At 34.1% G+C, this 22211-nt stretch carries 23 protein-coding genes; 6 read left to right on the top strand and 17 right to left on the bottom strand.

Features of this window, described 5'->3' with window-relative positions; translation table 11 throughout:
- Window positions 1-40: 40 nt before the first annotated feature.
- Window positions 41-484, top strand: coding sequence for a hypothetical protein (locus ACKC83_RS06435; RefSeq protein WP_414035596.1), 444 nt, complete (start codon window positions 41-43; stop codon window positions 482-484).
- Between the two features lie 40 nt (window positions 485-524).
- Here ACKC83_RS06435 and ACKC83_RS06430 read toward each other — a convergent pair whose 3' ends face one another.
- The 8 genes from ACKC83_RS06430 to ACKC83_RS06395 all read right to left on the bottom strand — a co-directional run bounded on the left by ACKC83_RS06430 (window position 525) and on the right by ACKC83_RS06395 (window position 7897).
- Window positions 525-2717 carry a TonB-dependent receptor gene (locus ACKC83_RS06430; RefSeq protein ID WP_434037443.1) on the bottom strand — a complete coding sequence of 731 codons (2193 nt, stop codon included), beginning with the start codon at window positions 2715-2717 and terminating at the stop codon, window positions 525-527.
- 345 nt (window positions 2718-3062) lie between these two features.
- The gene (gene arfB / locus ACKC83_RS06425) at window positions 3063-3470 is read right to left on the bottom strand and encodes an alternative ribosome rescue aminoacyl-tRNA hydrolase ArfB (protein ID WP_434037442.1); all 408 of its coding nucleotides are present in this window, start codon (window positions 3468-3470) and stop codon (window positions 3063-3065) included.
- A 2-nt stretch (window positions 3471-3472) separates the two neighbouring features.
- On the bottom strand, window positions 3473-5026 hold the full coding sequence (locus ACKC83_RS06420) for a DUF4301 family protein (protein WP_434037441.1): 1554 nt from the start codon (window positions 5024-5026) through the stop codon (window positions 3473-3475).
- Window positions 5023-5589, bottom strand: coding sequence for an AAA family ATPase (locus ACKC83_RS06415; protein ID WP_434037440.1), 567 nt, complete (start codon window positions 5587-5589; stop codon window positions 5023-5025). Before ACKC83_RS06415 ends, ACKC83_RS06420 begins: the two co-directional genes overlap by 4 nt.
- Window positions 5550-6182, bottom strand: coding sequence for a nicotinamide riboside transporter PnuC (gene pnuC / locus ACKC83_RS06410; protein ID WP_434037439.1), 633 nt, complete (start codon window positions 6180-6182; stop codon window positions 5550-5552). Before pnuC ends, ACKC83_RS06415 begins: the two co-directional genes overlap by 40 nt.
- The gene (locus ACKC83_RS06405) at window positions 6166-6426 is read right to left on the bottom strand and encodes a thiamine-binding protein (RefSeq protein WP_414035602.1); all 261 of its coding nucleotides are present in this window, start codon (window positions 6424-6426) and stop codon (window positions 6166-6168) included. The genes pnuC and ACKC83_RS06405 overlap by 17 nt, the downstream gene beginning before the upstream one ends.
- Window positions 6427-6538: 112 nt before the next feature.
- Complete coding sequence (locus ACKC83_RS06400) at window positions 6539-7270, bottom strand: geranylgeranylglyceryl/heptaprenylglyceryl phosphate synthase (RefSeq protein ID WP_434037438.1); 732 nt, start codon at window positions 7268-7270, stop codon at window positions 6539-6541.
- A complete protein-coding gene (locus ACKC83_RS06395; RefSeq protein WP_434037437.1) occupies window positions 7271-7897 on the bottom strand; it encodes a 4'-phosphopantetheinyl transferase family protein in 627 nt (208 codons plus the stop codon).
- 62 nt (window positions 7898-7959) lie between these two features.
- Between ACKC83_RS06395 and ahcY the strand changes: the two genes are divergently transcribed.
- Window positions 7960-9276, top strand: a complete 1317-nt coding sequence (ahcY, locus tag ACKC83_RS06390) for an adenosylhomocysteinase (RefSeq protein WP_434037436.1) — start codon at window positions 7960-7962, stop codon at window positions 9274-9276.
- Between the two features lie 186 nt (window positions 9277-9462).
- On the opposite strand, the gene rpmA is transcribed toward ahcY, so the two are convergent.
- Window positions 9463-9723 (bottom strand): 50S ribosomal protein L27, encoded by a 261-nt coding sequence (rpmA, locus tag ACKC83_RS06385; RefSeq protein WP_299777719.1) that lies wholly within the window; start codon window positions 9721-9723, stop codon window positions 9463-9465.
- A 42-nt stretch (window positions 9724-9765) separates the two neighbouring features.
- Window positions 9766-10383 (bottom strand): 50S ribosomal protein L21, encoded by a 618-nt coding sequence (gene rplU / locus ACKC83_RS06380; protein WP_414035606.1) that lies wholly within the window; start codon window positions 10381-10383, stop codon window positions 9766-9768.
- Window positions 10384-10840: 457 nt separating this feature from the next.
- Here rplU and ACKC83_RS06375 point away from each other — a divergent pair, with 457 nt between their 5' ends.
- Window positions 10841-12160, top strand: a complete 1320-nt coding sequence (locus tag ACKC83_RS06375; protein WP_434037435.1) for a M16 family metallopeptidase — start codon at window positions 10841-10843, stop codon at window positions 12158-12160.
- Between the two features lie 20 nt (window positions 12161-12180).
- Window positions 12181-14250: a M16 family metallopeptidase gene (locus tag ACKC83_RS06370; RefSeq protein ID WP_434037434.1), complete on the top strand. Its 2070-nt coding sequence runs from the start codon at window positions 12181-12183 to the stop codon at window positions 14248-14250.
- 48 nt (window positions 14251-14298) lie between these two features.
- On the opposite strand, the gene ACKC83_RS06365 is transcribed toward ACKC83_RS06370, so the two are convergent.
- Window positions 14299-15174, bottom strand: a complete 876-nt coding sequence (locus ACKC83_RS06365; RefSeq protein ID WP_434037433.1) for a DMT family transporter — start codon at window positions 15172-15174, stop codon at window positions 14299-14301.
- Window positions 15175-15266: 92 nt separating this feature from the next.
- Here ACKC83_RS06365 and ACKC83_RS06360 point away from each other — a divergent pair, with 92 nt between their 5' ends.
- Window positions 15267-15821, top strand: a complete 555-nt coding sequence (locus ACKC83_RS06360; protein ID WP_434037432.1) for a heavy-metal-associated domain-containing protein — start codon at window positions 15267-15269, stop codon at window positions 15819-15821.
- Between the two features lie 95 nt (window positions 15822-15916).
- On the opposite strand, the gene ACKC83_RS06355 is transcribed toward ACKC83_RS06360, so the two are convergent.
- The 6 genes from ACKC83_RS06355 to mutY form a co-directional block, all read right to left on the bottom strand.
- Window positions 15917-16705, bottom strand: coding sequence for a transglutaminase-like domain-containing protein (locus ACKC83_RS06355; protein ID WP_434037431.1), 789 nt, complete (start codon window positions 16703-16705; stop codon window positions 15917-15919).
- A 245-nt stretch (window positions 16706-16950) separates the two neighbouring features.
- Window positions 16951-17838 (bottom strand): dienelactone hydrolase family protein, encoded by an 888-nt coding sequence (locus tag ACKC83_RS06350; RefSeq protein WP_434037430.1) that lies wholly within the window; start codon window positions 17836-17838, stop codon window positions 16951-16953.
- A gap of 197 nt (window positions 17839-18035) precedes the next feature.
- Window positions 18036-18623, bottom strand: a complete 588-nt coding sequence (gene gldD / locus ACKC83_RS06345) for a gliding motility lipoprotein GldD (RefSeq protein WP_434037429.1) — start codon at window positions 18621-18623, stop codon at window positions 18036-18038.
- A gap of 1 nt (window position 18624) precedes the next feature.
- Complete coding sequence (locus tag ACKC83_RS06340; protein WP_414035614.1) at window positions 18625-19929, bottom strand: gliding motility-associated protein GldE; 1305 nt, start codon at window positions 19927-19929, stop codon at window positions 18625-18627.
- Between the two features lie 24 nt (window positions 19930-19953).
- Window positions 19954-20403 carry a single-stranded DNA-binding protein gene (locus ACKC83_RS06335; RefSeq protein ID WP_414035615.1) on the bottom strand — a complete coding sequence of 150 codons (450 nt, stop codon included), beginning with the start codon at window positions 20401-20403 and terminating at the stop codon, window positions 19954-19956.
- A 91-nt stretch (window positions 20404-20494) separates the two neighbouring features.
- Window positions 20495-21535 (bottom strand): A/G-specific adenine glycosylase, encoded by a 1041-nt coding sequence (mutY, locus tag ACKC83_RS06330; protein WP_434037428.1) that lies wholly within the window; start codon window positions 21533-21535, stop codon window positions 20495-20497.
- A 135-nt stretch (window positions 21536-21670) separates the two neighbouring features.
- Here mutY and ACKC83_RS06325 point away from each other — a divergent pair, with 135 nt between their 5' ends.
- Window positions 21671-21964, top strand: a complete 294-nt coding sequence (locus ACKC83_RS06325) for an HU family DNA-binding protein (RefSeq protein WP_038532346.1) — start codon at window positions 21671-21673, stop codon at window positions 21962-21964.
- Window positions 21965-22211: the final 247 nt, after the last annotated feature.

Raw genomic sequence — 22211 nt, 5'->3', positions numbered from 1 at the left:
AACTACTTTTTGTTGTAAATTGCAGATCGAAATTTCACCTATGAAAAAACTTTTTTTTTGTGTAATAACTGTCTTAGTGATGGCGAATTGCAGTTCAGACGATAGCATAATAAATAATCCTAATTTACCAGATTATTCTTTTGATACCGGTAACCGTATCAATACCTCTTTACCTCAATATAATGCATTGAATTTCCCTGGAAACTACATTATACTTAACCAAGATAACGATGGTATAAATGGTGTCGTTCTTTATTATTTTGGAAGCGATCAATATGTCGCTTTCGAGTTGAGTGATCCCAACCATCCTATTACTACGTGTTCTAGATTAGAAGTAAATGGTATTATTGCCAGCTGTAGTTGCGACGACGATAACTCTTATAACATTATAAACGGACTGCCAGAAACAGGAACTACCGGCGGTTACACCTTGCAACCGTATCGAGTAGAGGTTAGCGGTAATATTGTTCGCGTATACAATTAAAAAAAGGCGATTCTGTGAAAAGAATCGCCTTTTGTTTTCTTTAAAACTTTAAAGTTGCACCGACTAAAAAGTTAGTCGTGGCTTGCGGATAATATCCTGCACCTTCTATAGTTGTTACAGCGTTTGGATCGCTCCAATTGTCATCGTACGTGTAATAGTATCCATTAGACACATATTTCTCGTTAAAGATATTGTTTACGACACCACTAAGAATAATGGACTTAAAAATAGATTTCATTTTAAACTCGTAAGTCACGTTTAAGTCGTTTACAAAATAGCTATCTAATTTAGAACGTTCGGCATCTGTATTTCCCATATACTGTTCCCCTACAAATTTACTTAATAGCGACACTTGGAAAAGATCGTTTGGCTGAAACACTATAGCATTCCCTAAAACAATATCTGGTGAAAATGAAATATTTGTAGATCCGAAATCTTTCAACTCTCCATCGAAAGACTGGTAAATTGATTTATTTTTATTGGTACTAAACGTTACATTAGGCTGAATTGAAAATGATTTAGTGATACCAATCGCCGATTCAATTTCCAAACCTAAGCGGTAACTTTCTCCACTATTGGTTCTAATCGGGTTCCCAACACCATCAATACCTCCGGTTAGAATTAATTGCTCATTATATTGCATATAATACACATTGGCGTTGAATTTAAAGCGTTGCTTTTCGTGTCTCCATCCCAATTCAAAATCATTTAATTGTTCTGGCTTTACGTCCGGATTATTCTGAAAATCGTCGCGATTTGGCTCTCTGTTTGCACGGGCATAAGAGAAATACATATTGTTATTATTATTTAACTCGTACGTTACCCCTGCTTTTGGGTTAAAGAAACTGTATTGCTCATCGATATTAAGCGGTAAACGATCTGAATCTATACCGGTTGTTTTATAATCTATAAATCGCAATTGTAAATCGCCATATAAACTCCACTTACCATTCAGTCGATACGTTGCTTTCGTAAACACACTTACATCTTGCTTCTTTCCGTTACCATCGTAATAATGGTCATCTTTTTCGCTATTACTAGCATAGTTCGCCCAAATTATTTCTCCAAAATGATCACCATCATAATGGCTATACGATCCTCCGAAGAAGGCATCTACATAATCATTTTTAAAATTCACATTAGCATTAACTACATAGAAATCGTTATCTAACCAACGACGACGAATAATGTCTGTGGTTTCGATAGTTTCTCCTCCAATGGTAACATTATCTAATCCGTAGTCTTCAAAAGATTCGTCTTCTTTATACTGCTCAAAATATCCACTTCCTTTGGTATAGTTTAATCCTAAGTTTGTAGACCAGTTGTTATTAAAACGCTCGTTCCAGTGTAATTGATAATGATCTTGCTGGTAATCGTCTACTTCCTCGTCATAGAATTGCTCATTCCCATCTTCATCGGTATACAATCCTGCCGAATTATAAGTTCTGTCGTTCTTTAATTTATCTAAATCTTCTATTCCATTCCAAGATTGGTAGGTATTTTCATGACCTCCAAAAGTAATAGCTTTTATCAAGGTATTATGGTCAACATAAGACGCTTGTAAGAAATACGATTTTAAATCTGTAGAGGCACGATCTATATAACCGTCAGAATTAATTACAGATAACCGACCTGCAATTTCAATATGATTATTTAATAACCCTGTACTGAATTTGGCCGTATGTTTTCTGGTATTGTAACTTCCAAAACTATTAGAAATTTCTGCGTTTGCCTCATTAGAAACTGCATCTGTTAGTACATTAATACTTGCACCAAAAGCACCAGAACCATTTGTAGACGTCCCAACACCACGTTGTAATTGTAAACTTTCTACAGACGATGCAATATCTCCTAAATTCACCCAAAACGTACCTAAAGATTCTGCATCATTATAAGGAATTCCGTTAATTGTAACATTAGTAGATTGAGCACTTACACCACGAACACGAATACCAGTATATCCTATTCCGGCTCCCGCATCACTAGTTGTTACCACCGAAGGCAAATAATTTAATAAAATAGGAATATCTTGACCTAGGTTACGTTTTGCTAAAGTTTCTTTATCTACATTGGAGTGTGTAATTGGCGAAGTTGCATTTACACGTACTGCTGTAACTAGAATTTCGTCTAAAGTTTCGGTCTTCGTAACCGTAGAGTCCTGCGGTTTTTGTACTTGAGCATATGCGGTAATATTGTAAATTACACAGCATATAAAAACAATTATATGTTTCATTCGATGTTATATTAACCGAATAAAAAGAGGCCCTTATTCTGTATTTTAAATTGATTTAATTTTTGAGCGCTTAAACAAACACGATAGTAACATCTGATATTTTCCCTATTTTAAATCGTTACATGAACCTTTGAACATGAGTCGATTTAGAAGTTAAATAGCATTGGATTTTATCGTACTCGTTAAAAACATCTATTAGATATTTCTTTAACGCTCGATTCCTAAACAGCATTACCTGTTCTAGGTTCAATGGGTATGATCTCAGCCGATATTAGGCACCCCTTTAATGAGAACGCTGCAAAGTTAGAAACAATTCTGATTTCTTCTAATTATTTCTACGAAATTCTAATCTAAGTTTGGTTTGCGTCTAGATGCCTTTTTTTCTGAAGTTACTTTTTTGCCTTTAAGACGCTTTTTTATAGCAGATTTTGGCACTCGCGTAGGACGTCGCTTCTTCGCGACTTTCAATCCGTTATGGATAGTTTGTAAAAAACGACTGATAACCAATTCCTTGTTTTTATGCTGACTACGGCTTTCGTCGCATTGCAATAATAACACCTGATTATTTGTTAATCGAGGCTGAAGTTTGGCTATGAGTCGTTCTTTTTGGACTTCGGTTAATGCCGAAGAATCTATAATACTAAAAGTTAATTCTACTTTTGAAGACACTTTATTTACATGCTGACCTCCCGCCCCGGAACTCCGAACGGCTTTAAAAGATAATTCTGAAATAAGTAGCGCTTCATCAATCATATTTACATCTGATGCGCAGGTTTCAATAAGTCGGCAACCGTTTTTACAGGATTAAATGTATTTAATGGTACCTCTACAAAAACAGTATTCCAATTGGCCATAGCACCATTCCATAATCCAGGTAATTCTAGGGCTAACAATTCTTTTCCTTCTTTTGTTTTTTGCGTAATAAATCCGGTTGTAGGGTCGACAAATTTTAATAAATCGAACGCATTACCTTTATAATCTTTTGTACCGCAAACTAAATCTACAGGGTTAAAATGTGTCGATCCGCTTAAAATATCTTTCTGAATTTTATTATCCAGATCAATTTGTGCTGTTTCCACGATTTGAAGCGATAAGTTGCCGTTATGATCTTCTACCCAGAATGGTCCACCTCCCGGTTCGCCTTCATTTTTAACCATCCCACAAATACGGATTGGGCGATTAAGTTTTTCTTTTAAATACTCAGTTTTATACGTGTTTGCAAATCGTTCAAAGTCCATTGCAATATCAACGTTTAATTTACGCTTTACAAATTCTGCAATCTCGATTAATTCAGCTTCATCAGCTTCATTTTTATCTAAATCGTTTAAATATGCAAAAGCTTGTTCTTGCAATTCTAATAACACACCTGCAAGCACTTTTTTATACTCTACAATATTATCTTTAAACTTAGAGACTACCACATTATCTATGTTTTTAATAAAGATAACATCGGCTTTTAAGTCGTTTAAATTTTCTATCAGTGCACCGTGTCCCGAAGGTCTAAATAATAAGGTACCGTCGTCTTCTCGAAATGGTTCTTTTTCGGGTGTTAATGCAATAGTATCTGTAGATTGTTTTTGAAATGAAAAGGAAATGTTATACTCCAAATCCGTTCGCTTCTCTACAAGTGGCTTAATTTTATTAAATTCAGCTTCAAATTTATCGTTATGTGTTTCGGAAATAGTAAAATGAAGCTTCGCTTTACCGTTTGCAGACGCATAAGAAGCCGCTTCGAATAAATGCTCTTCGAATGCCGTAGAAATATGATCGTCGTATTTATGAAACGGTAGCAACCCTTTTGGGAACGAACCATAATCCAAGTATTTTTCGTCTAACATCACATTAACGAAAATCCATTTTTGTTTATCGGTACTGTACGTTGAATATTCAGGGTAATTTTTATTAATTACCTCTAGGACTAATTTATAGAAAGGTAAATTTTCTATGCCATTAAAAAACGAAGCTAAATTTGTATCCTTTGTTTTGTCTATATAGTCATTAAAAGTCTCGTCGCCTTCCGGATTAAATTTAGACACAAAATTAAACAAGTTTTTAAACATTCTAGTAGCAGCTCCAGAGGCTGGCACAAATTTTAAAACCGATAAATCTTTACGTTTTTCATCGTAAGCATCCACATAAGACTTACGTTCGGCATCGTCAAATTTTAGTAGTCCGTGGTTTAGCACTGCTGGCGATTCTAAATCTATAAAAGGTATTCCTTTTACAAATTGTTCTACTTGCGAGTCTATTTTTTGTAATGTAAGCCCTTTAACTTCTATCTGTTTTAAATCTTGTTCTGAAAAATTCATGCGTGTTCTAATATTAATTTATCTATATGTTTTACCGCCAAATCGAAACGTTCTTTAAAGGTTCCTTTTAGTAAAACATAAGGTTTATGGTTATGGTCTAATGCCTCTTTAAAAGCAGCAAACATAGTTTCTCTTTCGTTAGGTTTGTCTCTAACTTCGTCTGCTTCCCAAGGGATGTCAATATACGTTAAAAAGTACAAATTATAATAATTATGAAGCGCCGAGGCTGTTAAATTTTCATTATAAAATCCTTTGTAATAGACTTCTGCATAGACTTTTGTTTCTAACAAATTCGTATCACAAATTAATAGGTTTTTAGCGGTTTTGGTTAACTCATTCTCTAAAAACATTTGCCCTTTTGCAATTGGCATCACATCCTCTTCGGTTAAAACATGATTGGTTTTATTTTTTTCTAAAGCATATGTTCTGGAAAATTCTGGCACATAGACTGTTTTATAGTGTTCTGCCAATTGCTTTGCCAACACGGTTTTCCCTGTTGACTCTGGTCCAAACAACACTATTTTTAAGAGGTCTGAATCTTCCTGTCTAAGGTTTTTTTCCATGCGTAATATCCTGAAATTGCTATAAATGTAAATCCTAAATACTGTAGACTTGTAAAAGTGAATCCTTTATAAAAATAAAGTGGGATGGAAATAATATCGGCAATAATCCATAAAATCCAATTCTCTATTTTTCGTTTTGCCATAAGCCACATACCAACAAAAAATAAACCTGTGGTTAATATATCGATCCATGCGACCCAACTTGTTAATTTATCGAATATAGTATACACGATGTAAACAAAAATCATGGTTGCAAAAAATATAGCTACACTAATTTTCTGTTCTTTCTTTGTTGTTTTACTAATAGGTGTGACAGCTTCATTATCCGATTTACGTGTCCAGAAATACCAACCGTAAACACTCATAATAAAATAATAAGCGTTAATCATCATATCGCCCAACAACCCCCAATGCAGAAGTAAATACACAAAAATTAGGGTACTGATCATTCCGGTAGGAAATACCAAAATATTGTTCTTTTTTGAATACCAAACGGATAAAAACCCAAAAATAACAGCCACTATTTCTAGGACGATATTTATAGTCTGATACCCCTCGTATTGTCCAAATAAAAAATTAAAAATTTGGGACATAGTCACTTCTATCGCTCTTCACAATTTTCATGTTTGCTATAACACCATTTTGACTTTGGAAAGATGTTTTTAAGGCTTCGGTTAGAAACGGCATCAATTTATCGAAATCCCCGTAGACTTGCGTACTTAACGGATTTTCTAAAACAGTAAATTCTGAGGCTCTTAAATCTTTTATAAACTCTTGGATTGGTGGCTCGTAATCCTCCTTAAGAGGCATTAACGTTAACTCGACAGATATTTTCATAATATTTATAATAGTGATTAACCTAAAAACGTTTTAAAATACCATTTTTAGAATACTCAAAAATACTAAGGATTTTAGTTTATAAGAATTAATTCAGAACTAAATTAGAAATTTACCAGCGTCTTAGTTCTTCAAAGAACTCGTCGTTTTTTTCTAAAGCAGTTCCAATAACCACAATATTTGCACCGGCCTCAAACGCAGCATTTAATTGTGCTTTAGATTTAATTCCACCACCCACAATTAACGGAATACTTAAATCATCCCTTACGGCCTTAATAATTTCTGGAGACACAGGATTTTTAGCACCACTTCCCGCTTCTAAATAAATTAGTCGCATACCAAGTAATTCTCCCGCCAAGGCTGTATTTACAATATTTTCTATTTGTTTTGTTGGCATAGGCTCGGTTTCAGTTACTTTCTGAACCATAGTTTCTACACCTTCATTCTCTATTAAAAGGTATCCAGTTGGAATAATTTCTAAAGTAGTTTCTTTAAGTCGCGGAATCGCTTCAACATGCTTACCTATTAAATAGGCCGGATTTCTTCCCGATAACAACGATATAAATAGCAAGGCATTTGCCTTATTTGTTATTTGCGCAACATCGCCTGGAAATAAAATAACAGGAAGGTTTGTATGTTTTTTAATTTCGACCACCAAAGGCTCGGTAAGATCTACAGGGACAGTACTACCACCTACAAAAATATAATTCGCTACAGATTTATTTATTTTCTTAACGAATGCTTCAACATCACTCAACCTTATTTTTTCAGGATCGATTAATACCGCCAACTGTTTATTGTTAACGAAAATATTATGTTGAATATTATTTAATACGTTTTTCATTTATGTAATAGTATATACACAAGTAAAATCTTCCAATCCCAAAAAATAGATATCGAATCGACTCTTGCTATTTTCATAATCAATCCAAGCTACTGTTTTGCCTGCTTCTAAATCGAAAGGAATCACCAAAATATGATTGTAAAAACTTAATCCTGGCGTTGCATACAGTTTATACAATGCTTCCTTTGTTCCCCAAATTACGGTAAGTTTTTTTACATAATCAATTTCATCTTTATTTAAATAGCAGAATTCATAATTTGAAAATTTATGGGCGATTAATTTAACTTTTTCTCGATTTTTCTCAATATCAATGCCTGTTTTATTATCACTAATCACTACGCCAGAGAATGTAAATGAATGTGTTATAGAAATTTGCCGGCCATCCTTTAAATAGGGCTTACCATTTTCGTCGTAAAACAAATCAAAATCGGAATAACCCAATGCCATTAAAAGATGCCTAACACTTAAAAATCCGCGTTGATGCAGCTCACTTTTCATGCCTAAAACACGTTCTAAACTTTCAGGTTTTAGCTTAACTCCCTGAAACAATTCATCATAAGATTCTGTGATCTTCCAAATCTTAACAGTAGTTTGTGAGTTTGGATGTAGGGTTTTATATACTGGCATTTATATTTCTCGTACTTATTATGTAACTTTACACTCTTAAATTAAGAGACAAATATACAATTATGAATACAAAAACGATTCCATACATACCTTATAAAGTAAAAGACATGTCGCTTGCGGCTTGGGGAAGAAAAGAAATTGAATTAGCTGAAGCAGAGATGCCTGGGTTAATGAGCCTTCGTGAAGAATACAAAGATAGCCAACCGTTAAAAGGCGCTAGAATTGCAGGATGTTTACACATGACGATTCAGACTGCTGTTTTAATTGAAACTTTAAAAGCTTTAGGAGCTGAAGTAACTTGGAGTTCTTGTAATATTTTCTCTACTCAAGATCAAGCTGCAGCTGCAATTGCCGATGGTGGTACTGCAGTTTACGCTTGGAAAGGTTTAACAGAAGAAGAATTTGAATGGTGTATAGAACAAACCTTATTCTTTGGTGAAGACAGAAAACCTTTAAACATGATCTTAGATGATGGTGGAGATTTAACCAATATGGTTTTAGATAAATATCCTGAATTAGTAGATGGAATTAATGGTTTATCTGAAGAAACTACAACTGGAGTGCACCGTTTATACGAGCGTATGAAAAACGGAACATTACCAATGCCTGCGATTAACATTAACGACTCGGTTACAAAATCTAAATTCGATAACAAATACGGATGTAGAGAAAGTGCTGTAGATGCTATTCGTCGTGCAACAGATGTTATGTTAGCTGGTAAACGTGTTATTGTTTGTGGTTATGGTGATGTTGGTAAAGGTACAGCCGCTTCTTTTAAAGGTGCTGGTAGTATTGTTACTGTTACAGAAATCGACCCAATTTGTGCACTACAAGCGGCAATGGATGGTTTTGAAGTTAAGAAATTAGAAACTGTTGTTACAACTGCCGATATCGTTATTACTACAACAGGGAACAAAGACATCGTTCGTGCTGAGCATTTCAAAGCCATGAAAGATAAAACCATAGTATGTAACATTGGTCACTTCGATAACGAAATCCAAGTAGGATGGTTAAACGATAACTACGGAGATACTAAAAATACAATTAAGCCTCAAGTAGATAAATATACTATAGACGGAAAAGATATTATTTTACTTGCAGAAGGTCGTTTAGTAAACTTAGGTTGTGCAACAGGACACCCAAGTTTTGTAATGAGTAACTCATTTACTAACCAAACATTAGCTCAAATCGAATTGTGGACTAACAGAGATGCTTACAAAAACGAAGTATATATGTTACCTAAGCATTTAGATGAAAAAGTAGCAAAATTACACTTAGCTAAAATTGGTGTTGAACTGACTGAATTAAAATCGGATCAAGCTGAATATATTGGTGTAATGGTTGAAGGTCCTTACAAACCTGAGTACTATAGATACTAAATAGACATATGTTGCTAATGTATTAGTAACTGTTTTATAACTATTAAAAATCCCGAGCAGTTTATGTTCGGGATTTTTTATGCATTAACTTAAAATAAATTACAGAATAACACATTAGTTAATGGAAACAAGAAAAGTCCTTGTACAGATGTACAAGGACTTTTATATTGTAAAGAAAATTATTTCTTAAACCTCGAAAGGAACTATAGAAACGTAAGACTTGTTGTCTTTTTTCTTTGTAAATTTCACAACACCATCCACTTTTGCGTGTAATGTATGATCTTTACCTCCATACACATTTTCACCTGGGTGATGTGTATTTCCTCTTTGTCTTATGATGATATTTCCAGCAATTGCAGCTTGACCACCAAAAATCTTAACACCTAAGCGTTTTGATTCTGATTCTCTACCGTTTTTAGAACTACCTACCCCTTTTTTGTGAGCCATTGTCTTAAGGTTTTATATTGTTAATAATAATGAATTTGAAAATTACTTTTCAATTCCACCGTCTAATTTGTCTTGTAATACTTTTAACTCATCCCATTTACCGTCTGCAGCTAACTGAGCTTGTTGTGGCCAAGTTTCTGTAACAATGTGAGATAATCTTGAGCTTGCAGCAGTTAATACCTCGCTTAATTTCTCAGCAGGAGTATTAGCAACTTTAGCAAAAGTATCGATTCCTGCAGCAACTAAAGCTTCAGCAGCTTTTGGTCCAGCACCTTCGATTTTCTTTAAGTCATCTGCTTTAGCAGTTGCCTTTTTAGCTTTCTTTGCTGGTGCAGCTTTTTTAGCTCCAGAAGCATCGATGCTTTCAATTACGATTTCAGTAAGAGCCTGACGGTGACCGTTTTTAACACGGTATCCTTTACGTCTCTTTTTCTTGAAAACAATAACTTTATCACCTTGAAGGTGTTTTAAGATTTTTGCACTTACTTGTGCTCCATCTATAGCCGGGGCGCCTAAAGTAATATTGTCACCATCTCCTATAAGAAGTACATTATCAAATGATACTGCATCTCCTTCTTCAGAAGCTAAACGGTGAACAAACACTTTTTGGTCTTTTTCAACTTTAAATTGTTGCCCTGCTATCTCTACAATTGCGTACATAGCGTAACGTTTTTATTAATTAATTTGATTCAAAAATAAGCCAATCTTGCGATAGGCGGGTGCAAATATACACCTAATTAATTAAACTACAAACGTTTTATGGCTTTTGAAATGATTTTATGCCTTAACATTAAAACAATTAGCTTTATAAGTCTTTCATTTTCAAACAAGCATTTTATACAAATCGCCCAACACCTTTTACAATAATGTTTTTTTTCAAAATATTATTTTCAGAAATTCACAATATTTCAGGGTGATAAATATTTACATCCTAAATTTTAATAATACCAATTAAAAAACAGTAACAAAACCCAATTTTATTATATTTTGTGCTAGCTATAATTGAGACCTATTTTTTACATGAAATTCTCATTTTATAGTATTCAACTTAAAGTATTACAATTAACCAAAAAAAACAATTCACATTAAAACTAATCACTCAAAACACAAACGCACAATGAAAAAACGCTTATTTACTTTAGCTTCTTTGTTGCTTGTAGGCCATTTGGCAACAGCTCAAAAAGTTGAATTTGAAGAGTACGATTTAGACAACGGACTCCATGTAATTTTACACCAAGACAATACTGCGCCAGTGGTTACAACTTCTGTAATGTACCACGTAGGAGCTAAAGACGAAAACCCAGAGCGTACTGGATTTGCTCATTTCTTCGAACATCTTTTATTTGAAGGTACAGAAAACATTGAACGTGGCGAATTCATGAAAATTATTCCTGCTAACGGCGGAAAATTTAATGCCAACACTACAGACGACAGAACGTATTATTACGAAGTCTTCCCTTCTAACAAAGTAGAACTTGGTTTATGGTTAGAGTCTGAACGTTTAATGCATCCTATTATTAACCAAATTGGTGTAGACACACAAAATGAGGTTGTAAAAGAAGAAAAACGCATGCGTGTAGACAACCAACCTTACGGAAAATTCTTAGAAAAAGTTAAGGTTAACTTATTTAAAGAACACCCATACCGATGGACTACAATTGGTGAAATGGAACATTTAGACGCTGCTACATTAGAAGAATTTCAAGCGTTCAACAAAAAGTTTTACATTCCAAACAATGCCGTTTTGGTTGTGGCAGGAGACATAAACAAGACCGAAGTAAAAAAAATGATTCAAGATTATTTTGGTCCTATTCCAAAAGGAACACCTGTAACACGAAACTTACCAAAAGAAACACCAATTACTAAAGAAATTAATGCTAAGGCATACGATAGTAATATCCAAATCCCTGCCATTATTCAAGCCTACAGAACACCGTCTTACAAAGACAAAGATTCTTACGTGCTAAATATGATTTCTGAATACTTAAGCGGTGGAAAGTCTTCTAAATTATACAAAAAACTTGTAGACGAAAAAAAGATGGCTATGCAAGTCGGAGCTATGAATATTAGCCAAGAAGATTACAGTTCTTATATTGTTTACGGGCTTCCTTTAGGCGATGTAAAACTTGCCGATTTAACTAAAGAAATCGATGAGGAAATCGTAAAAATTCAAACGAATTTAATTTCAGAAAGAGATCACCAAAAGTTACTTAATCAGTTCGAAAATAGTTTTGTCAACTCAAATTCTAGTGTCGAAGGTATTGCGAGCTCTTTAGCGACTTACTATTTACTTTACGACGATGTGAATTTAATTAATGACGAAATTAATATATACAGATCTATTACTAGAGAAGATATTCAAGCCGTTGCTAAAAAGTATTTAAACCCTAACCAAAGGTTATTACTAGAATACTTACCAGAAGAAAAGAAGCAATAATAAAAAAGACGTACACAAAAATGAAAACAAAAATATCAGTATTATTAGTCTTGTTTTTAATGTCTGTTGGCGTTCACGCACAAATAGACAGATCTAAACAACCTGAACCAGGACCAGCTCCAAAAATCTCACTAGAAACACCTCAAGAATTCCAGTTAAAAAACGGAATAAAGGTTCTTGTCGTAGAAAATCATAAATTACCTAAAGTAACATACTCATTAACATTAGACAATAAACCCGTTACTGAAGGCAATAAAGCTGGAGTTTCGAGTTTACTTTCAGACATGTTAGGTAACGGAACAACCTCGATTCCTAAAGATGAATTTAACGATGAAATAGATTTCTTAGGTGCAAGATTAGGATTTGGCTCTCAGAGCGCTTACGCCTCTTCTTTAACAAAATACACCGATCGTATTTTAGAATTAATGGCCGATGCCGCTATAAACCCATTACTTACAGAAGAAGAATTTCTAAAAAGTAAAGACCAATTAATTGAAGGTTTAAAATCTGAAGAAAAAAGTGTCGATGCAATTGCCTCTAGAGTAGGATCTGCATTATCTTATGGAAAACATACTGCTTACGGAGAATTTATTACAGAAGAAACCGTGAACAACATCACACTTCAAGATGTTAAAGACTTCTACAACACCTACTTTATTCCAAATAATGCCTATTTAATAGTGGTTGGAGATATCGATTTTAAAACAGCTAAAAAAGCAATCACAAAAGATTTTGGAAAATGGAAAAAAGGTGCGGAAATTAAAACCACACTTCCTGCAGTTACTCCAAACGTAGCTACGACTCAAATAGATTTTGTAGACATGCCTAACGCTGTACAATCTAACATTGTTGTAACTAATAATGTTGATTTAAAAATGAATGACCCTGATTATTTTGCGGCACAAATTGCAAACTACATTTTAGGTGGTGGTGGTGAAGGGTATCTGTTTAAAAACCTTCGTGAAGAACATGCATATACGTATGGTGCTTATTCATCTCTTAGTGACAGCCGCTACAATGGTGCTCGTTTTACCGCTAGCTCTCAAGTAAGAAACGCTGTAACCGATAGTGCTGCTGTTCAGATTTTAAACGAAATCAACAGAATTAAAACAGAACCTGTAGACCCTAAAGATTTAGAAAGTGCTAAAGCCAAATATATAGGAAGCTTTGTAATGGCTTTAGAAAAACCTGAAACCGTGGCAAGATATGCTCTAAATATTAAATTAAACGATCTACCAAGTGACTTTTACGAAACCTATTTAGAAAAAATAAATGCATTAACAGCTACGGATGTACAAAATGCTGCCAACAAATATTTTCAATCTAAGAATGCGCGAATTATAATTGTAGGTAAAGGAAGTGATGTTTTAACTAACCTTGAAAAAACAGGAATTCCTGTTAAATATTACGATGCATACGCGACACCTATAGACAAGCCAAATTACGAAAGTGCTGTTCCAACAGACATCACTGCCGAGCAAGTTCTACAAAACTATTTAACCGCTATTGGTGGTAAAGAAAAATTAGACAAAGTAAATACGTTGGCTATTAAATATGAAGCAGAAGCAATGGGCGCTAAAATAATTGCTGAAGAAAAACGTACCTCTGGAAAATTAGCTCAGAATGTTTTTATGAATGATAATTTAATGATGGCCATGATTGTAACACCAGAAGAAGTCTTTGTAAAACAAGGCGGTGCTAAAAATCCAATCCCTGCAGAAATGGCTACAGACATGAGAATATCTTCTGGTTTATTTATGGAACAAAACATCTTAACCTTAGGTACTGCTAAATTAGCGGGTATCGAAGATATAGAAGGTAGTGAAGCATATAAAATAGAAGTTCCTGGGACAACAGTATCTTACAGCTTATATTACGATAAGGAAACCGGTTTAAAGGTTAAGGAAACTCAAGTAATCAGTATGGGAGGAAAATCTCAAGTTCAAGATTCTTTGCTTAAAGACTATAAAGCTTTTGAAGGCATCTTATTTCCTTCGGTAAAAGAAAGCACACAAATGGGACAACCAATACATGCAAAATTAATGGAAGTTCTTGTAAATTCTGGAGTAACTGACGCCGATTTTCAATAGTTAAATCCGTTTTAAATTTTTAAAACCGAAGTTCACGCTTCGGTTTTTTTATGCTCTTTTATTTGCTAAATACACACCCAGCAAGATTACTAAAGAGGCAAGTCCCTGCAACACACTAAATCCTTCGCCATCTAAAAAACCCCAAGTTAAAGCTACTATTGGCATAACATAGGTTACAGACGATGCAAAAACTGGTGTTGAAATTTTAATTAATTTATTGAATAGAACTTTAGCTAAAGCGGTTCCGAAAAAGGACAAAATAAACACATACACTAGTGCCATCTTTAATTCTGGTTTTTGCAAACTAGAAGATTCAAAAAAGCCAGAAAGCAATAATACAATTAGAGCCGGAATTAGAATAACTACATAATTACCTGTAGCAATAGTTAACGGTTTTAAATGTTGTAAATGACTCTTAATAATATTCACATTAAAAGCATACATTACCGTTGCCAAAACAATATATCCAGCGTATAAATAATTCTGATGCGGATTTAAATCGGCACCTTCCATAACCAACAAGGCAGTCCCAATAAAACCTAAAGCGACTCCTAATACTTGCCTTTTAGTAGAAGAAATCTGGAAAACAGCAAATCCAACTAATATGGTTTGAAGTGGTACCAAGGAATTTAAAATAGAAGCAATGGCACTATCAATTTCTGTTTCTGCAATTGCAAACAAAAACGCAGGAATTAACGAACCAAAAACACCCGATAGAGCCACCCATTTCCAAGCCGTTTTATCTATAGTTTTCACATATTTAAAACCTACCGTAAATAAAATCAAGGCTGTAAAAATAGTCCGTAAAGCACCTAACTGAAAAGGCGTTACGCCTATTAATGCTTTTTTCATTAAAATAAAGGAGCTTCCCCAAATTAAAGATAATGTAAACAGGTAAGTCCATTTTAAAGTATTTTCACTCATAAGCTTTTTCTAAGTCCACAAAAATGAAACTTTTAACACAGAAAATCACATTAATTATTAAATTTGTCGACACTACAAACACTATAATTCTTATGAAAAATTTAAAAATTCTTCTCACTCTAGTTTTTGTTTCTGTTTTAGCATTTTCATGTAAAGACAAAACAGCAGAGCCAGAAATAAAAACTGTAGAAACAGCTGCTCCAGCAGAAACTGCGACCAAAACATTAGATCCTAATGCAACCTATGCAAAAGCAGAGTTTACTATTGAAGGAATGACGTGCCAAATTGGTTGCGCAAATACCATACAGAAAAAATTATCTAAACTTGACGGTATTAAATCTGCAACTGTAGATTTCGAAAAGAAATTAGCAATGGTAGAATACGATGTTGCAAAAGTGACCCCTGCAACTCTTGAAGAAACTGTAGCTAAAACAGGAGATATGTATAGCGTTAAAGACATGAAGACCGTTGAAGAACTTGATACAACAAGTGCAGACGAAACAAACACAGAAGCATCTAAAAAAATGACTTGCAAAGGAGACTGTGAAGGCGAATGTACTGGCGAATGTTCTAGTAAATCTAACGCGGTTGCAATGGCTTGCACTGCAGAAAGTAAAGCAGGATGTTGCGCGACAAAAAAAGCTTAATTTTTTTTTATAGACATAAACTAAAATAGCATCTCGACCGAGATGCTATTTTAGTTTATACCAAACACTTATATATCAGATTAAAGATTATTCGCTTAGTTTTTAATTTGTACCACTGTAATCTGCTGTTGTATAATATCAATTTCAGGTCCAAATTGAGTAAAGATAGCCACATCTGAAGCATCTAAACCATACCCAACAGACACATAGCCTCCTTTTGCTCCTGTTTGAGTAGCATCAAAAACATACCAACGTCCACCAACATAAGCCTCAAACCACGCATGCATATCCATTGGTTTTAAATCGTGTAAATACCCTACAACCATTCGGGCAGGAATACTTAAACTTCTACACAGCGCAATCCCTAAATGTGCCAAATCTCGACAAACACCAGAACCTTTCTTATTCACTTCTATAGCCGACATTGGGTATTCACTACTACCAGGAATATAACTAATGGTTTTACGTAACCAATCTTCTATAGCCAGCACTTGTTGATATCCTGGAAGTTTCCCACTAGTTATAGTGTTAGCCATATCATTAAAACGATCGGACTCACAATAACGACTAGGCGATAAAAAGCAAAGCACATTATTAGGCAAGTTTTGTATTTCTACAAAAGGTGCATAAAGATCCACATCTACAAATTCTGAAGTTTGCACATCCGAGGTGGTATGAATTCTAAAATCTCCTAATGGAGCAATAAGGCGCTGACAAAGATTGCCGTAGCCATCTGTAAATTCTATAATAGGTACATTTGGACATAGTTTAAATTCATCGTGCTCAATCCACTGTTCTTCCCCACTACGAGGACGTAACATTAAAATAAACGGTGTAGGCGTTTTTATAGTAAAAGCTAAATCACAACTAATCCGTAACCACATACGCGTATCTTATTTCTTTTATTTCATTTCCTAAATTGGAAACCCTTAAATATAAATCAATTACAGTAGAAATGTTGTTCGTTATATCTTTTAATTATACTATAAATCTAATTAAACAACAATTAAGCCACCTTTTTTCTCTGTTTTTCACAAATAGGAGAATGTGCCATAAACGTAGATTACCCAATTTTAATAAACAAAAAAAGCACCTCGTTAAAGATGCTTGTATTTATATTTAAATAAAACTATGTTAGATTATCCTTAAAAAAATCGATTGTTCTGCTCCAAGACAAACTTGCTGCAACTTCGTCGTAACGCGGTGTTGTATTGTTATGAAATCCGTGATTTACCTCTGGATAGATAAAAGCTTCATAAAATTTATTATTTTCTTTAAGCGCCTCTTCATAAGTAGGCCAACCTGCATTAACACGCTTGTCTAACTCCGCAAAATGAAACATCAATGGCGCATTCACTTCTGAGGCATCTTCGGCATTCGGCTGACTCCCATAATACGGCACCGCGGCACCCAAATCGGGAACCCGAACAGCCATCATATTAGATATCCATCCACCAAAACAAAAGCCAACAACTCCAATTTTACCAGAACATTTTTCATGATTCTTAAGATAATTAAAAGCGGCTATAAAATCTTCTAACATCTCATTCTTATCCCGTTTCTTTTGCATTTCTCTCCCTTCATCATCATTACCAGGATAACCACCAAGCGGTGTTAATGCATCGGGAGCAATAGATATAAAACCTTCTAAGGCAGCACGCCGTCCTACGTCTTCTATATACGGATTCAACCCTCTATTTTCATGAACCACAATAATCCCAGGAAGTTTTTCTGTAACAGTTTGCGGAGTTGAAAGCAACGCCTTTATACCTCCACCTCCTCTAGGCGAATTATAGGTAATGTATTTAGAATCTAGACGCGTATCCTCTTTACTAACTAAAATGTGGTCGACATAATTCGGAGAAATAAAACTAAGCAGCGAGGACATGGTAATGCCTCCCACAGCATAAAGTGATAGTTTCTTTAAGAATTGACGCCTTTCAATTTTATTATGGGCATAATCGTCATATAAATCAAAAACCTCCTGATTTATATCTTCTTTCTTTAGTTTTTTCATCCCCTTAAATTAATCATTTTTTTGAAATCTAAAATAAAATGATTTTCTAATTCATATAAAACCAATTCATAATGGACAACATGAGTAATTTAAAGAAGTTAAAACCAACTAAAACGCATCACAATCTCCATCAGACGTTTTGCCTAGAATACAACAAAGAATAGAAAAAAAGCGATATAAAAAAAGGAGTGAAAGAACTATTTCCAAGTCACCGATTCCATAATCTGCTTTATATCTTTTTCTAAATATTTAGCTGCCGGTAAAATAGAATCGTAGTTTGGTTTTGCATAGAAATACAACGAACCTGTTAAGAAGTGCTTAACGCTATCGGTTACATAAAACTGAGATTGAGACGCTGCGTTCCCTCCTACTTCATAAAACATACCGTACACTTTACGATCTTCGTTTATGTAAACTTGTTCTATAATTTCGTCGGCTTTAATGGTATGCTTCTGCGTAAAATTTTGCGCATCTCGCATAAATTCCATCAAATTTTTGGAGTCTTTATTTATGTTTTTATACGTTAAAAATATAGTTCCCTTTAAATTAGAATAGGTAATATTTACACCATAATTATCTGCGCCCGCCATTTTTTTCACGCCAACCTGAGTTGCAAATTTATTCTTTTGAAAGGTAAACGGAACATCTAAATTAACGTCGCTATAGTTCGCTTCCGGATAACTCAATCTTAAATACGCATTGGGTTTTGGCGTAGGATCTTCTGCACAAGATGCTACTAAAATAAGGGATAAAAGCAAAAAACTATTTTGAATGTATTTTAACATATTAGGATACGGTAACTTTTACGCGTTTTATGCGTTTGTTATCTAAGGCTTCCACTGTAAACAGATAATTTTCAAAATGTATCTTAGCATTTAATTTAGGAAAAGCACCTGAATGCTCTAACACAAATCCTGCTATGGTTTCTGCTTCACCTTTTTTTTGTTCAAAGACAGTATCGTCTTCAACTTTAATAATTTTATAAAAATCTTTCAGTGGTGTTTTACCTTCAAACACAAAGTTATGGTCGTCTAATTTCGAATAAATCAAATCCTCATCGTCATATTCGTCGCTAATTTCACCTACAATTTCTTCAATAATATCTTCTAAAGAAATTAAACCTGAAGTTCCGCCATATTCATCTACAACGACTGCTAAATGCACTTTTTTCTCTTGAAATTCTGACATTAAATCATCCAGTTTCTTATTCTCAGGAACAAAAAACGGTTCACGAATTAAAGCATTCCAATCGAATTGTTTTCTATCTACATAAGGTAGTAAATCTTTAACGTAAAGAATACCTTTTATATTATCTATATTATCTGCGTAAACCGGAATTCTAGAATAGCCATTTGCAACAATCTCAGGAATAATTTCAGGATATTTTAAATTTTCGTTCAGCGCAAAAATATCTATCCGTGGTCGCATAACCTGTTTGGTATCGGTATTTCCAAAAGAGACAATTCCTTTTAAAATTTTATGCTCTTCCATAGAAGTATCTTCTTCGCTGGTTAACTCTAATGCTTGCGACAGTTGATCGACACTTAAATTAGATTTTTGCTTTCCTAATTTATCATGAATTGCTAATGTAATACTTCGCATTGGCAAACTTAAAGGCGCGAACAAAAAGTCCATAACCTGAAGAGGAACAGCCATAAATGTAGCAAATTTCATTTTATTTCTACTCGCGTAAATTTTTGGTAAAATTTCTCCGAATAGTAAAATTAAGAAGGTTACTAGTACCACCTCAACAACAAAACGAACCACTTCTGAAGTCACACCACTAAAGAGAATATCGCTTAAATACGCGAAGAGAATAACAATACCAATATTTATAAAGTTATTCGCAACAAGAATGGTTGCCAGTAATTTCTTAGGGCGTTCTAACAATTTAGCAATAACCTGTATGGCTTTAGAATCGTTTTCTATGCCTTCGTCAATATCGGTTACAGTTAAAGAAAAGAGAGCTACTTCCGCTCCAGAGATTAGTGCAGAACAAATAAGTAAAACACATAAAAGGACAATCCCAAAGACTAACGGGACATTAATCATGGAAATCAGGGCTAAAATACTCGAGGGGTCGGGGTCCAATGGAAATTAAAATTAGTTAAACAATTAAAATGGCAAATCGTCTTCTGCTTCTTTAGTTGCATTTTGACTTGCTGTCGGTTTATTTTCTGTGGGAGTTGTAGCTTGCGAAGATTGCTCTGCATTTGTCCCACTTTCTTTTTTAGTTGATAAAAAGGTAAAATCTGTACATTGTATCTCGGTAGAGTAACGTTCTTGTCCTGATTCGTCTGTCCATTTTCTGGTTTTAAGACGACCTTCGGCATAGATTTTATCTCCTTTACTTAAATACTTTTCGCAAATTTCTGCTCCTTTGTTACGCACAACAATATTATGCCATTCTGTGTTTGTAACGCGTTCGTTAGTCTGCTTACTCACATAGGTCTCGTTAGTGGCCAAAGGAAAACGCCCCACACAACCACCTCCTTCGAAGTAGTGCATTTTAACATCATCTCCTAAATGCCCTATAAGCATTACTTTATTTAACGTACCAGCCATAAATTATTATATTACGAACTGCAAAATTACACTTTGTAGTTCAACTTTTTTAAATTTAATAAAAAAATTATGAGATATAAATTAATAAAGGTTAAAAATTAAAGTCTTCAATAAAATTTCCAATTAAAATAGGAACGGGGAAATCTTCCACCTCAGACACAGGTATTTCACCTGCTAAATTTGCATCGACCTCAACGATCCAGAATTGGGTATATAAATGCTGATGTGACAATTTATGAACAATTTCGTCTTTATTATATAAAGACACTTCAAAAGTTTTACCTTCTAAAAGCTCAAACTGCTCCAATTCCTGCTGAAGTTGTTTAGATGTTAACGCTTTTTCCGATTCTATTAAAGGAAACTGATACAAGTTTTGCCAAATCCCTTTTCCTTGACGTTGCTCTAAAATGGTAGTCTGACTAGGTGTTAGAAATACTAAAAAATTAAAATACTTTTTAGACACTTTGGCTGCTTTAATTTTAACTGGTAATTCTGAAATCACATCCTTACCGTACGCATAACAACTAGAATTAAACGGACAGACAGTACAATCAGGACTTTTAGGCTTACACTGTATGGCACCAAACTCCATTACCGCCTGATTAAACGTAGCCGGATCTTTTTTATCTATTAATTCCTGAGCAAGAGCTTTAAACTCTTTGGCTCCTTTAGAAGAATTAATAGGTGTATATATCCCAAAATAACGCGACAATAATCTGTACACATTACCATCTACCACAGCAGACACTTCGTTATAGCAAATAGAAGCAATAGCACTTGCCGTATAATCGCCCACACCTTTAAGTTTTAGCAAGTCTTTATAATTTGTTGGAAAGACACCATTTAAGTCTTCTACCACATATTTTGCTGCTGCATGTAAGTTTCTAGCCCTAGAATAATACCCTAAACCTTGCCAAAGTTTTAATATTTCGGCTTCATTTGCGTTTGCTAAATCGAAAACAGTAGGAAATACCGATACAAAATCTTGATAATATGGTAACCCTTGCTTAATTTGAGTTTGCTGTAAAATTATTTCTGACAACCATATGTAATACGGATTAGTTGTCTGTCTCCAAGGAAGTTGACGCTTATTTACTGAATACCAATCTGTTAAGATTTTACTAAAAGTCATATATTAAAATTAGGCGTGACAAAAATAATCGTTTATAATCTTAAATTTTAATGAATTAGGTTTGAAATATTGAATATTAAATGACTATATTTGCATCCCTTTATAATTAATTGATAACTTTAAACATAATAAATAATGACTAAGGCTGATTTAGTAGCGAAAATTTCTGAGAAATTAGGAATCGAGAAAGGTGACGTTCAGGCGACTGTGGAAACATTCATGGAAGAGGTAAAAACATCTTTAGAAGCTGGTGATAACGTATATTTAAGAGGTTTTGGTAGTTTTATCATCAAAACTAGAGCTGAAAAAACGGGTAGAAATATTTCTAAGAATACTACTATTAAAATTCCTGCACACAACATTCCTGCATTTAAACCTGCAAAAGTATTTGTAGAAGGTGTAAAAACCAATGTAGACGTTAAAGAATAACAAAAAACTAAATATTAACCTAAAAAAGACAGATCTATGCCAAGTGGTAAGAAACGTAAAAGACATAAGGTAGCGACGCATAAGCGTAAGAAACGTAGACGCGCTAATCGTCACAAAAAGAAAAAATAATCCCAAAAAGTAGTTTTATAACTACTTTTTTGGTTTTTATCAAATTGTTCTTTGACATGAGTTTCCCCGCGATATACCTTTCGCAAAAAAAGGAAACTCCACAGATTAAATCCTGTGA

The sequence above is a fragment of the Formosa bonchosmolovskayae genome (genome assembly GCF_051016085.1).
Taxonomy (GTDB): domain Bacteria; phylum Bacteroidota; class Bacteroidia; order Flavobacteriales; family Flavobacteriaceae; genus Formosa.
The sequence above is the reverse complement of the archived record's forward strand: the minus strand, read 5'-3'. Positions and strand labels throughout refer to the sequence as shown.

Coding starts and splice junctions, on each gene's coding strand:
- ACKC83_RS06435 (WP_414035596.1), top strand. CDS start 41: ATGAAAAAACTTTTTTTTTGTGTAATAACTGTCTTAGTGATGGCGAAT.
- ACKC83_RS06430 (WP_434037443.1), bottom strand. CDS start 2,717: ATGAAACATATAATTGTTTTTATATGCTGTGTAATTTACAATATTACC.
- arfB (WP_434037442.1), bottom strand. CDS start 3,470: ATGATTGATGAAGCGCTACTTATTTCAGAATTATCTTTTAAAGCCGTT.
- ACKC83_RS06420 (WP_434037441.1), bottom strand. CDS start 5,026: ATGAATTTTTCAGAACAAGATTTAAAACAGATAGAAGTTAAAGGGCTT.
- ACKC83_RS06415 (WP_434037440.1), bottom strand. CDS start 5,589: ATGGAAAAAAACCTTAGACAGGAAGATTCAGACCTCTTAAAAATAGTG.
- pnuC (WP_434037439.1), bottom strand. CDS start 6,182: ATGTCCCAAATTTTTAATTTTTTATTTGGACAATACGAGGGGTATCAG.
- ACKC83_RS06405 (WP_414035602.1), bottom strand. CDS start 6,426: ATGAAAATATCTGTCGAGTTAACGTTAATGCCTCTTAAGGAGGATTAC.
- ACKC83_RS06400 (WP_434037438.1), bottom strand. CDS start 7,270: ATGAAAAACGTATTAAATAATATTCAACATAATATTTTCGTTAACAAT.
- ACKC83_RS06395 (WP_434037437.1), bottom strand. CDS start 7,897: ATGCCAGTATATAAAACCCTACATCCAAACTCACAAACTACTGTTAAG.
- ahcY (WP_434037436.1), top strand. CDS start 7,960: ATGAATACAAAAACGATTCCATACATACCTTATAAAGTAAAAGACATG.
- rpmA (WP_299777719.1), bottom strand. CDS start 9,723: ATGGCTCACAAAAAAGGGGTAGGTAGTTCTAAAAACGGTAGAGAATCA.
- rplU (WP_414035606.1), bottom strand. CDS start 10,383: ATGTACGCAATTGTAGAGATAGCAGGGCAACAATTTAAAGTTGAAAAA.
- ACKC83_RS06375 (WP_434037435.1), top strand. CDS start 10,841: ATGAAAAAACGCTTATTTACTTTAGCTTCTTTGTTGCTTGTAGGCCAT.
- ACKC83_RS06370 (WP_434037434.1), top strand. CDS start 12,181: ATGAAAACAAAAATATCAGTATTATTAGTCTTGTTTTTAATGTCTGTT.
- ACKC83_RS06365 (WP_434037433.1), bottom strand. CDS start 15,174: ATGAGTGAAAATACTTTAAAATGGACTTACCTGTTTACATTATCTTTA.
- ACKC83_RS06360 (WP_434037432.1), top strand. CDS start 15,267: ATGAAAAATTTAAAAATTCTTCTCACTCTAGTTTTTGTTTCTGTTTTA.
- ACKC83_RS06355 (WP_434037431.1), bottom strand. CDS start 16,705: ATGTGGTTACGGATTAGTTGTGATTTAGCTTTTACTATAAAAACGCCT.
- ACKC83_RS06350 (WP_434037430.1), bottom strand. CDS start 17,838: ATGAAAAAACTAAAGAAAGAAGATATAAATCAGGAGGTTTTTGATTTA.
- gldD (WP_434037429.1), bottom strand. CDS start 18,623: ATGTTAAAATACATTCAAAATAGTTTTTTGCTTTTATCCCTTATTTTA.
- ACKC83_RS06335 (WP_414035615.1), bottom strand. CDS start 20,403: ATGGCTGGTACGTTAAATAAAGTAATGCTTATAGGGCATTTAGGAGAT.
- mutY (WP_434037428.1), bottom strand. CDS start 21,535: ATGACTTTTAGTAAAATCTTAACAGATTGGTATTCAGTAAATAAGCGT.
- ACKC83_RS06325 (WP_038532346.1), top strand. CDS start 21,671: ATGACTAAGGCTGATTTAGTAGCGAAAATTTCTGAGAAATTAGGAATC.